This window comes from Streptosporangium sp. NPDC002607, from assembly GCF_053592655.1.
In genome coordinates, this window is sequence record NZ_JBSFWD010000026.1 from 1 (window position 1) to 14018 (window position 14018).

Consider the following 14018-nt stretch of genomic DNA (forward strand, 5'->3'; position numbering starts at 1 on the left):
CGGAGGAGGGAGCCGCAGCGTGCTGCGGTGACCGACGACAACGCGGCGAGGCGCCGCCTGGGCGACCGCAGTAGGCAAAAGATCCGCAGGACAGGGCCTAGGTTCCCGCGCGGGAACGGAGGTCTCACCGGACGAATCCTGGCGGTGCCTGCTACCAGGCCCGGCACCGCCAGGGAGCGGGACTACAGGCGCTCGACCACGTAGTCGACGCAGGTGGTCAGGGCCTCGATGTCGTCGGGGTCGATGGCCGGGAACATCGCGACGCGCAACTGGTTGCGGCCGAGCTTGCGGTAGGGCTCGGTGTCGACGATGCCGTTGGCGCGCAGGACCTTGGCGATCGCGGAGGCGTCGACGTCATCGGAGAAGTCGATCGTGCCGACCACGTTGGAGCGGAACTCCGGACCCGCGAACGGGGTGGTGTAGGAGGTCTTCTCCGCCCAGGTGTAGAGGCGCCGGGCCGACTCGGCACTGCGAGCGGTCGTCCAGGCCAGGCCACCGTTGCCGTTCATCCACTCGATCTGCTCGGCGAGCAGGAAGAGCGTGGCGACCGCCGGGGTGTTGTACGTCTGGTCCTTGGCGGAGTTGTCGACGGCCACCGGCAGGCTGAAGAAGTCGGGGACGTAGCGCCCGCTTGAGGCGATCTCGTCGACCCTGGCCAGCGCGGCCGGGGACATCAGGGCGATCCAGAGGCCGCCGTCGGAGGCGAAGCTCTTCTGCGGGGCGAAGTAGTAGACGTCGAACTCGCTCGCCTCGACCGGCAGGCCGCCGGCGCCGGAGGTGGCGTCGACGAGCACGAGCGAGCCCTCCTCGCCCACCCGCCTGATCGGCATCGCGACGCCGGTCGAGGTCTCGTTGTGGGTGAGCGCGTAGACGTCGACGCCCTCCTCCAGCCTGGCCTCGGGGTGGCTGCCGACCTCCGACTTGATCACGGTCGGGTCGCCCAGCCACGGGGCCTTGGCCGCCACGGAGGCGAACTTGGAGGAGAACTCGCCGAAGTTCAGGTGCTGCGACCTGTCGCGGATCAGCCCGAAGGCGGCGATGTCCCAGAACGCGGTGGTGCCGCCGTTGCCCAGGACGACCTCGTACCCCTCGGGGAGGGAGAACAGCTCGGACAGCCCCGCGCGGACACGCCCGACGAGCGACTTCACCGGCTTCTGGCGGTGAGAGGTGCCCAGGAGGCTGGAGCCGGAGGCGGCGAGAGCCGAGAGCTGCTCGGGGCGCACCTTCGAGGGCCCGCAGCCGAAACGGCCGTCGGCGGGCTTGATGTCAGAGGGAATCACGATGTCAGCCACGTGACCAGCCTACTGAGCCCGCGGATCGATCCAGGACGAGGTCCGGATTTTGAGACGAGACGTGGGATGGTTTTGGGCCGGGAGAGGTGATCGCGGGGGCGGGAAACCGGATGACGGCCGGTGGGAGAGCGGGGTGCGAGGGCCTCGAAGAGCCGGGAACGGCAACGGCTGTCGCGCGAGACGTCCACGCGACAGCCGTACAAGACGGGAATTCAGAAGGAGCTGACGGCCTCGGCGGCGCCGGGGACGTCGTGGACCGAGCGCTGCGGGGGACCCACGTAGTCGGCGCTGGGGCGGACAAGCCTGCCCGTGCGCTTCTGCTCCAGGATGTGCGCGGCCCAGCCCGCGGTGCGGGCGCAGGTGAACATGGAGGTGAACATGGATGAGGGGACCTGGGCGAAGTCCAGGATGACCGCCGCCCAGTACTCGACGTTGGTGGCGAGCACCCGGTCGGGCTTGCGGGCGTGCAACTCCTCCAGCGCGGCCTTCTCCAGCGCTGCGGCGACCTCGTAACGCGGTGCGTCGAGCTCCTTGGCGGTGCGGCGGAGCACTCGTGCCCGGGGGTCCTCGGCACGGTAGACGCGATGACCGAAGCCCATGAGACGCTGGCCCTTGTCGAGCTCCGACTGCACGTACTTCTTGGCGTCGCCGACCTGCTCGACACCCTCGATCATGTGCAGCACGCGCGCGGGCGCACCGCCGTGGAGCGGGCCGGACATGGCGCCGACCGCACCGCTCAGCGCCGCGGCGACATCGGCTCCGGTGGAGGCGATGACCCGGGCGGTGAAGGTGGAGGCGTTCATGCCGTGCTCGGCGGCGGACGTCCAGTAGGCGTCGATGGCCTTGACGTGCCTGGGGTCGGGGTCGCCCTGCCAGCGGATCATGAACCGCTCGACGATGCTCCTGCCCTTGTCGACCTCGCTCTGGGGGACCATCGGCTTCCCGAGACCGCGCGAGGACTGGGCGACGAAGCTCAGGGCCGTGACGCTGGCCTGCGCCAGGTTGGCGCGGGCCTCCTTGTCGTCGATGTCGAGCAGCGGCTTGAAACCGTACGCGGGGGCCAGCATGGCCAGCGCGCTCTGCACGTCGACGCGGATGTCACCGGAGTGGACAGGAATGGGGTAGGGCTCGGCCGGGGACAGACCCGGCTGGAACTCGTTGTCGACAAGCAGGCCCCACACGTTCCCGAAGGAGACGCGACCGACCAGCTCTTCGATGTCAACGCCCCGATAGCGGAGGGCGCCCCCTTCTTTGTCCGGTTCCGCGATCTCAGTCTCGAAAGCTACTACGCCTTCGAGCCCGGGTTTGAAGTCGGACATTTTCGGCCGCCTCCCTTTCTTGAAGTCAAAGCCTTGATGTCGAGATACCGGCGGGTCATATTCAACCCCCTGAGCCGGGGCAGCCTGCCGCCGGACCCACCAAAGCGGGATCGCCGCAGGTGGGGGGCGCTGAGCGGGCTTCCGGCTCGGCACGGGAGAATACCTTCCCGTGGATGCCGCATCGCGACCGCCCTCGATGGCGGGACTTCGTCGCACGTACCAGGGACTGCCTCTCCTCGAGGAGGACCTCGCACCCGACCCCGTGTCGCAGTTCGCCGCCTGGTTCGGCGACGCCGTGGACGCCGGGCTTCCCGAGCCGAACGCGACAGTGCTGGCGACCGCCTCGGCGGGTGGCCGGCCGACGGCCAGGACCGTACTGCTCAAGGGTTACGACGAGAACGGGTTCGTCTTCTACACCAACTACGAGTCGCGCAAGGGGCGTGACATGGCGGAGAACCCGAGGGCCGCCCTGCTGTTCCCCTGGCACTCCATCCGCCGCCAGGTACGGGTGGAGGGGACGGTGGTACGGCTGCCGCGCGAGGAGTCGGCCGCCTACTTCAGGTCCAGGCCCTACGGGTCGCGGATCGGCGCCTGGGCCTCGCGGCAGTCCGCGGTCGTGCACTCCAGGGACGAGTTGGACGCCCGCTACGAGGAGTTGTCGGAGCGTTGGCCGGAGGATCCGCCGATCCCGGACTTCTGGGGTGGACTGCGCGTGGTGCCGGCCGAGATGGAGTTCTGGCAGGGCCGCACAGACCGTATGCATGACCGCCTCCGTTACCGGCGCTCCGGCGCCGGTTGGATCATCGAACGCCTGGCCCCATGACACCCTGCCCCCTCTTTGCTGATATATCCACATATGTCCGGTAGAGAGGGAGCGGTGTGGGGTTCGGAAATTTCGTCCGCAGGCACGCGGCCGACACACGCCCGCTCGGCATCCCCGCCTACCGGCGACTCTGGGCCGGTCAGGGTGTGTCGTTCATCGGCTTCCAGCTCACTTCGGTGGCCGTCAGCGCCCAGATCTACGACATCACGGAGTCGTCCTTCTGGGTCGGCATGCTCGGCCCCGCCAACCTGATCCCCCTGGTCGTCTTCGGGCTCTGGGGCGGCGCGATCGCCGATGCCGTCGACCGGCGCAGGCTCCTCATCATCGGTGCGCTGATCGCCTGGTCGGGGACGCTCGCGCTCCTGGTCCAGGCGGCCCTCGGGTCGACGAGCGTCGGCCTGTTGCTGGCCACCGTGGCCCTGCACGCCACAGGTTTCGCCATCACGGGCCCGACCAGGGGGGCCATCATCCCCAGGCTGGTCCCGGCCGACCTGATCCCGGCGGCCAACACCCTCAACTTCCTGGTGAGCGGCCTCGGCACCGTCGTCGGGCCGTTGATCGGCGGGGTCGTGCTCGCCCAGAGCGGTTTCGCCACCGCCTACCTGATCGACGCGCTGCTGTTCGGCGCGGGCTTCTACGCCGCGGTGAGACTGCCGAGACTCGAACCGGTCGGCGAGGTGACGCGCCCAGGCCTGCGGTCGGTCCTGGACGGCCTGCGTTACGTCTGCGGGCACCCGGTGGTGCTGATGTCGTTTGTCGTCGATCTCATCGCCATGGCGTTCGCACTGCCCAGGGCGCTGTTTCCGGAGGTCGTGGCCGAGAGGTTCGGTGGTTCGCTGGTCGCGTTCGGCTGGCTGTCGGCCAGCATCGCCATCGGCTCGGTGCTCGGCGGGGTGCTGTCGGGCTGGGTGGGGCGGGTCCGGCGTCAGGGAATGGCGCTCACGTACGTGATCGCCGCCTGGGGGCTCACCGTCGCCGCGGCCGGACTCGCGGACCAGTTGTGGCTGATGGTCGCGCTGCTCGCGTTCGGCGGGGCCGCCGACCTGGTCTCCGCGGTGTGGCGGCAGACGATCCTGCAGACCCACGCGCCCGACGACATGCGCGGGAGGATGCAGGGCGTCTTCATGGTGGTGGTCGCGGGAGGCCCCAGACTGGGGGATCTCCGGGCCGGGGCCACCGCCTCGTGGTTCGGGGCCACGGGGGCCTGGGTGGGCGGTGGGATCGCCTGTGCGGTGGCCGTGGTCGCGGTGGGGCTGGCCGTCCCGGCCTTCAGAAAATATCAACCGGTCGCGAGTAGTGTTTGAGCAGCTAGGGAAGGATTCGGCGGCCCCCGGTGTTGCTGTCCTTTGCCATCACGAGCCGTTCTCCCAATAGGGTCGTGTCTTCGAACTTCCAAGGTCCCGCGCCGCCCTCCCGGGAACACCGCGCGATGGACGTAGCATCGAGAGAGGACGGGAGGAACCTTGACCGCACACGGCTTGATCGACACAACGGAGATGTACCTTCGTACGATCTTCGAGCTGGAGGAGGAGGGCATCGTCCCCCTGCGCGCGCGTATCGCGGAGCGGCTCCAGCAGAGTGGTCCCACAGTCAGTCAGACGGTCGCCAGGATGGAGCGCGACGGTCTGGTTCGCGTCGAGGGCGACCGGCACCTGACCATGACCGATCTGGGGCGTACTCTCGCGACCCGCGTCATGCGCAAGCACCGTCTCGCCGAGTGTCTGCTCACCCAGGTCATCGGCCTGCCCTGGGAGGATGTGCACATCGAGGCGTGCCGCTGGGAGCATGTCATGTCCGAATCGGTGGAGGCGAGGCTGGTCAGCCTGCTCAACAACCCCACGGAGGACCCGCACGGCAATCCGATCCCCGGCCTGGAGGAACTCGGCGTCTCGGGCCTTCCCGACGGGCGGTCGGAGTCGCTGCCGTCGATGGCCGCGATGGCCGGACCCAGAGATATACCCGTTGTCGTGCGGCGAATTAGCGAACAAGTGCAAAGCGATCCGGCTGTGATGCTTAAACTCAAGCAAGTTGGGATACAACCCGGACGCGAGGTAACGCTCGCGGTGAGCGACGACGGTGTGCGGGTGACAGGTGACGACGAGGCGGACAATTTTCTTGCGGATCTCCCGCGAGAGATTGCCGCGCACGTTTTCGTCTCCACACGCTGACCGAGGCCCCTTAGCTCGGTTGGATCCCGTTCGGGAGTCCCTCCGCTCCCAGGCCGAGACTGCAGGAGCAACCGTGGTTCGCTTTGCACACACCCGCCCACGAAGGGCGGTCACCGGATGAAGCGGTGGGGGGATGTTTCCCAGGATGCCGCTGATCACCTTACGGCTGGTTCCGTCCTAGATCATGCTGAGATGGCGGTGGTGGTCACCGACAGGTTCAGCAACCTGCTCTACTGGAACCCTTTCGCGGAAAGGCTTTTCGGGCGCCCGGGCACATCGGGACCACGTGACCAGTCCCTCTCCCTGGGCATCATGGAGAAGGACCATCCGCTGGCCGTCGAGCTCTCCAAGCACGTCCTCAAGGGCGGTGTCTGGGAGGGCACGTTCGACGTCAGGCGCGGCGACGGGACGATCATCTACGTACGGGCCCAGGCCGTGCCGCTGCGTCACCCCTCGGGAGCGGTGACGGGCATCGTCATCACCGCTCGTGAGGCGATGCGCAGCAACGAGCGGGAGAAGGACCGGTTCGGCCTGCTGGAGCGGATCGGCGAGCGTCTCGCCGGATCGCTCTACGTCGAGGAGACGCTCAAGCGCGTCGCCGAGATGCTCGTCCCGCAGTTCGCCGACCACTGCTTCATCGAGCTGATGGAGGAGGGACGGCTGACCCGCAGGGTCTCCACACACGTCCAGGGTTGGAGCCCGCCGCCCAACACCTGGGCGCCGATCGGGGCGGAGATCCGCTATCCGGCGGGACACTACGCCGACATCGCGCTGCGCCGCCAGGAGACGATCCTGGTCGAGGACTTCTCCCAGACCAACTACCCCAGCCCCGGCGAGGCCAACACCCGCCTGGCCGCCGAGATCGGCATGACCTCGGCCATCGTGGCGCCGCTCTGCGTGCGAGGTGAGACCCTCGGGCTGATGTACCTGGGGCTGTCCAACCTGACCGACCGGCGTAGCCCGCACTACGACGCCTTCGACCGCGACTTCGTGGGGGCGATCGCCACCAGGGTCGCCCTCGCCGTCGACAACGCGCTGCTGTTCGAGGAGGAACGGCACACGGCGGAGTCCTTCCAGAAGCACCTTCTTCCCCGCGCGCTGCCGCAGCTCGACGGGCTGGAGATCGCGGTCCGCTACTTTCCCGCCGCACCCCTGGCCAGCCACGGGCAGGGCATCCAGACCCAGGTCGGCGGCGACTGGTACGACGTCATCCCGCTCTCGGCGGGCCGGGTCGGCATCGTCATCGGCGACGTCGAGGGCCGGGGCGCCAAGGCCGCGGCGGTCATGGGGCAGCTGCGGGCGGCGCTGCGGGCCTTCGCCCAGGACGACAAACCGCCCGCGGAGATCCTCGCCAGGCTCGACGAGTGGACGCGCATCATCGCCACCCCCGAGCAGGACGAGAGCGGCGCCGACATCAGCATCCCGCCCATCGTCACCTGCCAGTATCTGGTGTACGACGCCTGGTCGCGGCAGCTGTCGTTCGCCAACGCCGGTCACGCCCCCCCGCTGCTGCTCATCGGCGACACCTGCACCGAACTCGACATCCGCGAGGTCGGCCAGCCGCTGGGAGTCCGGGCCAAGGGCATGCACGCGGACCTGGTCTACAAGGAGGAGACGCGGACACTGCCCCCTGGGGCCGCGCTGCTCCTCTACACCGACGGGCTCGTCGACCGGCGCCCCATCCGCGACGCGGACGGCAGGCCGCCCAGCGTCGAGGAGACGCTGGGGCAGCTCTGCGAGAGGCTCATCGAGATCAGCGACACCTCCGTCGAGCGCATCGCCGACGCCGCCACCGTCGCGGTGCCCGGCGAGATCGACGATGACATGGCCATTCTCGTGCTCAGGTCCGCCCCCGAGGACCTGGCCGTCGAGGAGCGCACCTTCCCGGCCCAGCCGATCATGGTGGGTGAGGCGCGCCGGATGGCCTCGGAGGCGTTCATCGGCTGGAACGTCCCCGAGGAGCGCGCCGAGCTCGCCTGCCTGCTGGTCTCCGAGGTCGTCACCAACGTCGTGCTGCACGCCGCCAGCGCCAGCGTCCCGCGCAGGGAGCTGACGATGGACGGCCCTCCGCTGTCGTTCGACGAGTCCTGGGACATCCCCGGCTTCGAAGACGAGATCGTCAATGAGAAGGAGTTCACCCTCCGGCTGCGCCGGGGTGGAGAGTCCGTCTGGGTCGAGGTCTTCGACCAGGACCTCCGGTTGCCGCGCATCCGCAGCGCGGGGGAGAACGACGAGGGCGGCCGGGGCCTCTATCTCGTCGACCAGCTCGCCAAGCGCTGGGGCTCCCGCCCCACCAAGGAAGGCAAGGCCGTCTGGTTCGAGATCCCCACCAGGTCGCGCTGAACAACACGTGACAGAGCTGGAACAACTGTCCGATCGGTGGTTGACTCGGAACATGGAGCTGGCGTTCGAACGGCGTGGGACGGGCTCGCCCCTGGTCCTGCTGCACGGCATCGGGCATCACTGGCAGGCATGGCTGCCGGTGCTCGACCGGCTCGCCGCCGAGCGAGACGTGATCGCCGTCGACTTTCCCGGCTTCGGGGTCTCACCGCCGCTGCCGTCCGGCACGCCGTACACGGCCGAAAGCCTGGCGGACGCGATCGAGTCCTTCTTCGGGATGCTCGGCCTGCGCGACCCGCATGTGGCGGGAAACTCCCTGGGCGGTTACGTCGCCCTCGAACTGGCCGCGCGCGCCGCGGTCCGCTCGGCCACCGCGCTCTCTCCCGCCGGGTTCTGGAACCGTAGCGAGCTCGCGTACGCGCGAGCCGTCCTGCGGATCACCAGGGCCGCCGCCCGTGACCTTTCCCCCGAACGGGCGCTGGCCCACGCGGAAGACCCGCTGATCCGCGGCCTCTCCCTGAGTCTTCTGGTCGCCCACCCCGCCAGGCTCTCCCCTGAGGCGCAACTCGCCGCTCTCCAGGCGCTCAAGGACGCCTCGGGGTTCGACGAGACCCTCGCCTCGTTCGCGGGACTGATGCCTCCCGCGCCGCCGAAGGTGCCGGTCACGATCGCCTGGGGCGAGCACGACAGGCTGCTTTTGCGCCGGCAGGCGGTAAGGGCCGCCAAATGGTCGGGGCAGCGGGTGAAACTGCTCAAGGGGTGCGGGCATGTGCCGATGACCGACGATCCCGAGCTGGTCGCGAGGGTGCTGCTGGAGGCGTCCGCCTAGGGCGGGATGCCGGCCCGTGCCTAGCGGAACGACTGTCCCCAGATGGCCAGCATCGCGATGACGAACACCACCATGACACCGGCGTACGCGACAGGGCCGAGCCGGAAGGCGCGCCGTACCCGATTCAGGCCCCAGGCGAACAGGAACGCCAGGAAGATCAGCAGAATCAGCCCGCTGTCCATCGTCACCCCCTCGGGAAGTCTCCGTTGACCAGTATGCGTCGACGGAGCCGCTTCCGTGGCGGGTAACCGCGATCCGGAACCCGTGAGATCGTTACGTTTCGTGAACAGGACATCGAAGGTAACGCGTGCCCTGCTGATGGCAGCCCTGGCCATAGGTCTCTCCGCATGTTCGGACGCGGGCGGTACGTCCGGCGCTTCGGTGACCGCGACCGTCACCGTGACCGCCTCCGTCACCCCATCCCCCGAGGTCTCCGCGGTTCCGTCGCCTCCCGCCTCCGCCTCACCGACGGAGCTTTCCACGCCGCCTCCCGCACCGCCTCCCACGTCGTCGCCGTCGGTGAGCGTGCCGGGAGGCCGGGGTGTCGATGACACGGTACGGGGGCGGATAGCCCTGCGGGGAGCGGACTCGATCACGGTGACCCCCGCCAGTGACCAGGGGATGAAAGCCCTCCTGCTGCCCTACACGATCGTGCTCGACGCACAGGGGCTGATCTGCACGGAAGGGAAGGCCCCGCACAACTGCTCCGTGGAGCAACTGCGGAAGGCTCTCGGCAAGGGTGACGTCCTCCTCGCCGAAGTGACGATCAAGGACGGGGTGGCCGTCCAGATCCAGGAGATCACCCAGGGGTGACGGCGCCGGCCGGCCGATCACGGGAGTCCGCTGTCCCGTCGTCGCGAGGGCGGCGGTTCTCCCGTGTGGTGGCCGGGGCGGGTCAGAAGCCGAAGGAGCGGCCGATGATCTCTTTCATGATCTCGGTGGTGCCGCCGTAGATGGTCTGGACACGGCTGTCGATCCAGGCCTTGGCCACGGGGTACTCCATCATGTAGCCGTAGCCGCCGTGCAGCTGCAGGCAGCGGTCGATGACCTTGGTCTGCAGCTCCGTGGTCCACCACTTCGCCTTGGCCGCGTCCACCGCGGTGAGTTCCCCGGCGTTGAGTGCCCGGATGCATTTGTCCACGTAGTGGCGGGCGATCTCCACCTCGGTGTCCAGCTCCGCCAGGACGAATCTGGTGTTCTGGAAGCTGCCGATGTTGCGGCCGAAGGCCGTGCGGCTCTTGCAGTACTCGATGGTCGCCCGCAGGACCGTCTCCGCCGCCGCCACCGCCATCACCGCGATCGACAGGCGCTCCTGCGGCAGGTTGGCCATGAGCTGGAAGAAGCCCTGTCCCTCCTGCGGACCCAGCAGGTTGGCCGCGGGGACCCGGACGTTGTCGAAGAACAGCTCCGCTGTGTCCTGGGCGTGCATGCCGATCTTCTCCAGGTTGCGGCCCCGGGTGAAGCCCTCCATACCCCGTTCGACGACCAGCAGCGAGATCCCCCGGGCGCCCGCCTCCGGGTCGGTCTTCGCGACCGCGACGACCAGGTCGGAGTTGATGCCGTTGGTGATGAAGGTCTTCTGGCCGTTGACCACGTAGTGGTCGCCCTCGCGCACGGCGGTCGTCCTGATGCCCTGCAGGTCGCTACCCGCGCCGGGCTCGCTCATCGCGACCGCCGTGATGAGCTCGCCACTGGTGAACCCGGGCAGCCAGCGCGCCTTCTGCTCGTCGTCGGTGAGGTCCACGAAGTACGGCGCCATGACGTCGTTGTGCAGCGAGAACCCCAGGCCGGACGCGCCTGTCGAGATGACCTCCTCGGAGATCACGGCGTTGTAGCGGAAGTCGGTGATCCCCGCCCCGCCGAACTCCTCGGGTACCCCGAAGCCGAACACGCCGATCTCTCCGGCCTTCTTCCACACCTCGCGGGGGACGATGCCGTCCTTCTCCCACTGGGCATGATGGGGCGCCACCTCGCGGGCCAGGAACTCGCGTACTGTCTCTCGGAAGAGCTGGTGCTCCTCTTCGAAGAGGTCTCGCTGCATTGTGTGCCTCCTAGGGGTCCGTGACACAGAATACGATTCTGTTACTCCGGGGTACACCCGGCCGGGGGGCGCTAGTGTGGCTTGCGGTGGTTTGTGGACTTACATCCAGATCACAAGTGCGCCACGGTCTCCGTACGTACCCGATTTCCCGCTGCGCCGAAGATGGTTCAAACCGTACGATCTACCCTCGGTGTGCTATGGCTATGCCCGTTGACGGCAGCCTTTGTGATCGGAGTATGTAGTGGTTCGGTGGCGATCTGGGCTCCGTAGATCTCTCGCGGTTTCGGCCCTGTGCCTTGTCGGTGGTGCACTGGTGGCGCTGCCCTCCAAAGCGGCCAGCGCCGGCAACGCCGAACTCGTGGTCGACTACGCGTGCACCGGAGGGATCGCGCTGAACAACAGCACGGTCAACCTCCGGACGAAGGTGTCGATCCCCACGACGCTCAAGGTCGGCGAGCCGCTCAACATCGGCTGGAAGCTCGGCTACAAGCAGGATCCGACCCGGTTCGGTTCACCCGACTACTTCGCCCCCGGCGCCAAGGTCAAGGTCACCGGGAACGTGAAGCTCTCTGGTATCTGGACCGGCATCCTCCAGCCGATCGGAAGCGTGGACCAGCCCAACCAGCTCCAGCCGGGCACCATCCTGAGGCTTCCCGAGGGGATCTCCGACTCCGCCCACACCAACGTGGCCGGCACGCTCAAGGTCACGCCTCAGAAGCTGTTCGTGGACTTCACACCGCCGGCCGGCGAGATCATGGTCAACGACGACGACCCGCGGGTGCAGTACGAGACGGGTTACTGGGAGGACCTGAACGATCAGCCGCTGAACAACAACGACTACCATAATGACATCCGCCGCACGGTGGACGGGGGCGCCACGGCCTCCCTCCAGTTCACCGGCACCGGGATCGAGTACGTCGCCCAGCGCGACTACCGTGCGGGCAAGGTCAAGTTCTACATCGACGGCCAACTCGCCACGCCGGCCTCCGTCGATGCCTCGAAGCTGCCCAACGGGACGCCGTCGAACGATGCCAACAAGGGCGGGCTGACGCTGTGGAGGTTCCTCGGCCTCGACTACGGCAAGCACCTTATCCAGGTCGTGAACGACGAGCACGGCAAGTGGGCGCAACTCGACGCCTTCCGGGTGATCACCAGGGAGCTGCAGAACCCGCCGAACGAGTACCGGGCCACATGCTCGCTCGTCAGCGAGCCGGTCTCGGTGGACGTCACGATCTCCGAGGCGGGCGGGTCACAGTCGCCTGACCCGACAGGCACGGGGACCGGATCGCCGAGCCCCACGGTCACGCCGACGACTCCGACCCCCACTCCCACCAACACCCACACCGGCACATCGACCCCCACCCACACCGGCACGACGACTCCTCCGGCGAACGGGGTCAACAGCACGAGTACCAGCACGACCACCTCGACGCCCAAGCCGACCCTGACCGTGACCGCCACCGTCACCCCCACCCGGCCCACGCCGACCGCGCCGCAGGTGATCATCACGCCCAGCGGTGGGGCCCAGACCGGTGAGGCGCCACAGGGGAGCTCCGGCCTGGGGCTTCTCGGCGCGGGAACGGTGATGGTGACCGGTAGCGCGCTGGGCGGCGTGGCCTTGATGAGGCGGCGGGCGGCACACGCGCGCGGCCAGAGGGACAGCTGAAGGAGGCGCCGGATGTACCAAGGACCTGTGCAGGGCGGTCCCGGCCCCTATCCCGGCGGCGGCCCGGCGGCCAAGCCCAAGGGGAACATGCTGATGGCCGGGCTCCTGGTGGCCGGGTCGCTCGGCGGGGTGGCCGCGATCATGGCGGGGCTGCTCGCGTACCTCTCACCGGCGCCGGAGGATCCGGGCTATGGGCTGTCCGAGCCGCAGGCGGCGGTCAGCACCCTTCAGGAACAGCCGGGCGCGCAGCCGGGCACCGGGGAGCAGGTCGCCGAGCAGCAGCCCGCGGGGGTGTTGCCGTCAGCGGTGGGACCGGGCGGGCTGGACGTCCCGCTGACGGCCGCCGCGCCCACGGCGCCGCCGCCGCTGCCGGTGGTCCAGCCTCCGGCGCCGTTGAAGAGTGACGGGGTGAAGCCCCGGCGGCTGGCCATCCCGAAGATCGGCGTGCTGGCCCCGCTGATGGCGCTCGGCGTCGACTCCAAGCGGGAGATCCAGACTCCTCCGCTGAGCAAGCCCAACCAGGCGGGTTGGTACAAGTACGGTCCCATCCCCGGGCAGCAGGGACCTTCGGTGGTTCTCGGGCACGTGAACACCCGGAGCGGGGCCGCCGTCTTCAGCCGGCTGAAGGAGATCAAGCGCGGGGACAAGATCAAGGTCTCCCGGACGGACGGGACCGTCGTGGAGTTCACGGTCGACGGTGTGGAGCAGGTCAGCAAGGCGGCCTTCCCGTCGAAGCGGGTCTACGGCAACACCGGTGAGGCGACCCTGCGCCTGATCACCTGTGGCGGTGTCTACAACAGGAAGACCGGTCACTACACCGACAACATCATCGTCTACGCGACCCTGTCGAAGACCCGTCGTACCTGAGCGCCGGGTCCGGCCGCCGTACTCGCTGAATCGGCGGGTCGTGGCCGCTCCGACGACCGCCTCCGATCGTTAGCCTCCCCGGCAATCCGGGTAGGGAGTTGTTTGTACGAAGTGGCCCCCCCGAATGATCAGAAGGCGGGGGTGTGCCCAGGTGAGCATCGTGCGGGCCGGTGTCGTGGCCGTACTCATAGGGGTGGCCGCTCTCGGCGCCGCCCAGCATTCGAAGCCGTCGCACGAGCGCTCCACGAGTTGGGGCGCGCACAAGTCCGCGAGCTCGGGGGGCAAGCACGCCGGAGGATGGACGATCAAACGGCTGCGTTCGGGGAACGGGCACACGGCCACGCGCTCCGAGTCGAGCATCGAACGCGGAGGGAACTGGGGGTTCGGGCGACCGAGGCGTTCGGATACCGGACGGCACAGGGCGCGGGAGTTCGGGCGGCGGGGTCATGAGGCGAGGCGTCACGGGGGTCGCTGGTTCGGGTGGCGGGGCAGGGGCGGCGAGCGCGGCGGGGGGCGGGGGTTCGGGCGGTCAGACGATTCGGACCCTGGGCGATATGGGGTTGGCCGGCCGGATTCAGATGCCGAGCGCGGTGAGGGTTGGGGATTCGGGCGCTCGGGGGATTCGAGGCCTGGGCGGTACGAGGACCGGGGGTTCGGGCGGCGGGGTCCGGAG

The 14018-nt window shown here is 68.6% G+C and carries 12 protein-coding genes; 8 read left to right on the plus strand and 4 right to left on the minus strand.

Annotated elements, in window-relative coordinates:
- Positions 1-182: 182 nt before the first annotated feature.
- Together serC and ACWD3H_RS26835 are read right to left on the minus strand one after the other, a co-directional pair.
- Positions 183-1292: a phosphoserine transaminase gene (gene serC, locus ACWD3H_RS26830; RefSeq protein WP_451956961.1), complete on the minus strand. Its 1110-nt coding sequence runs from the start codon at positions 1290-1292 to the stop codon at positions 183-185.
- 212 nt (positions 1293-1504) lie between these two features.
- A complete protein-coding gene (locus ACWD3H_RS26835) occupies positions 1505-2611 on the minus strand; it encodes a citrate synthase 2 (RefSeq protein ID WP_350911291.1) in 1107 nt (368 codons plus the stop codon).
- A gap of 169 nt (positions 2612-2780) precedes the next feature.
- Here ACWD3H_RS26835 and pdxH point away from each other — a divergent pair, with 169 nt between their 5' ends.
- From pdxH to ACWD3H_RS26860, 5 genes are all read left to right on the plus strand, one after another.
- The gene (gene pdxH, locus ACWD3H_RS26840; RefSeq protein ID WP_451956962.1) at positions 2781-3434 is read left to right on the plus strand and encodes a pyridoxamine 5'-phosphate oxidase; all 654 of its coding nucleotides are present in this window, start codon (positions 2781-2783) and stop codon (positions 3432-3434) included.
- A 56-nt stretch (positions 3435-3490) separates the two neighbouring features.
- Positions 3491-4738 carry an MFS transporter gene (locus tag ACWD3H_RS26845; protein ID WP_451956963.1) on the plus strand — a complete coding sequence of 416 codons (1248 nt, stop codon included), beginning with the start codon at positions 3491-3493 and terminating at the stop codon, positions 4736-4738.
- 159 nt (positions 4739-4897) lie between these two features.
- Positions 4898-5602 (plus strand): metal-dependent transcriptional regulator, encoded by a 705-nt coding sequence (locus ACWD3H_RS26850; RefSeq protein ID WP_355558455.1) that lies wholly within the window; start codon positions 4898-4900, stop codon positions 5600-5602.
- Between the two features lie 117 nt (positions 5603-5719).
- A complete protein-coding gene (locus ACWD3H_RS26855) occupies positions 5720-7945 on the plus strand; it encodes a SpoIIE family protein phosphatase (protein WP_451956964.1) in 2226 nt (741 codons plus the stop codon).
- Positions 7946-7985: 40 nt separating this feature from the next.
- Positions 7986-8771, plus strand: a complete 786-nt coding sequence (locus ACWD3H_RS26860) for an alpha/beta fold hydrolase (RefSeq protein ID WP_451956965.1) — start codon at positions 7986-7988, stop codon at positions 8769-8771.
- A gap of 20 nt (positions 8772-8791) precedes the next feature.
- Here the strand turns inward: ACWD3H_RS26860 and ACWD3H_RS26865 are convergent, their stop codons facing one another.
- A complete protein-coding gene (locus tag ACWD3H_RS26865) occupies positions 8792-8953 on the minus strand; it encodes a hypothetical protein (protein ID WP_169750261.1) in 162 nt (53 codons plus the stop codon).
- 100 nt (positions 8954-9053) lie between these two features.
- On the opposite strand from ACWD3H_RS26865, the gene ACWD3H_RS26870 reads away from it, so the two are divergent.
- Positions 9054-9584: a hypothetical protein gene (locus ACWD3H_RS26870; RefSeq protein ID WP_451956966.1), complete on the plus strand. Its 531-nt coding sequence runs from the start codon at positions 9054-9056 to the stop codon at positions 9582-9584.
- Positions 9585-9666: 82 nt separating this feature from the next.
- Here ACWD3H_RS26870 and ACWD3H_RS26875 read toward each other — a convergent pair whose 3' ends face one another.
- Complete coding sequence (locus tag ACWD3H_RS26875) at positions 9667-10812, minus strand: acyl-CoA dehydrogenase family protein (protein WP_451956967.1); 1146 nt, start codon at positions 10810-10812, stop codon at positions 9667-9669.
- 313 nt (positions 10813-11125) lie between these two features.
- Here ACWD3H_RS26875 and ACWD3H_RS26880 point away from each other — a divergent pair, with 313 nt between their 5' ends.
- Both ACWD3H_RS26880 and ACWD3H_RS26885 read left to right on the plus strand, forming a co-directional pair.
- On the plus strand, positions 11126-12478 hold the full coding sequence (locus tag ACWD3H_RS26880; protein WP_451956968.1) for a hypothetical protein: 1353 nt from the start codon (positions 11126-11128) through the stop codon (positions 12476-12478).
- A gap of 12 nt (positions 12479-12490) precedes the next feature.
- Complete coding sequence (locus tag ACWD3H_RS26885) at positions 12491-13345, plus strand: class F sortase (protein WP_451956969.1); 855 nt, start codon at positions 12491-12493, stop codon at positions 13343-13345.
- Positions 13346-14018: the final 673 nt, after the last annotated feature.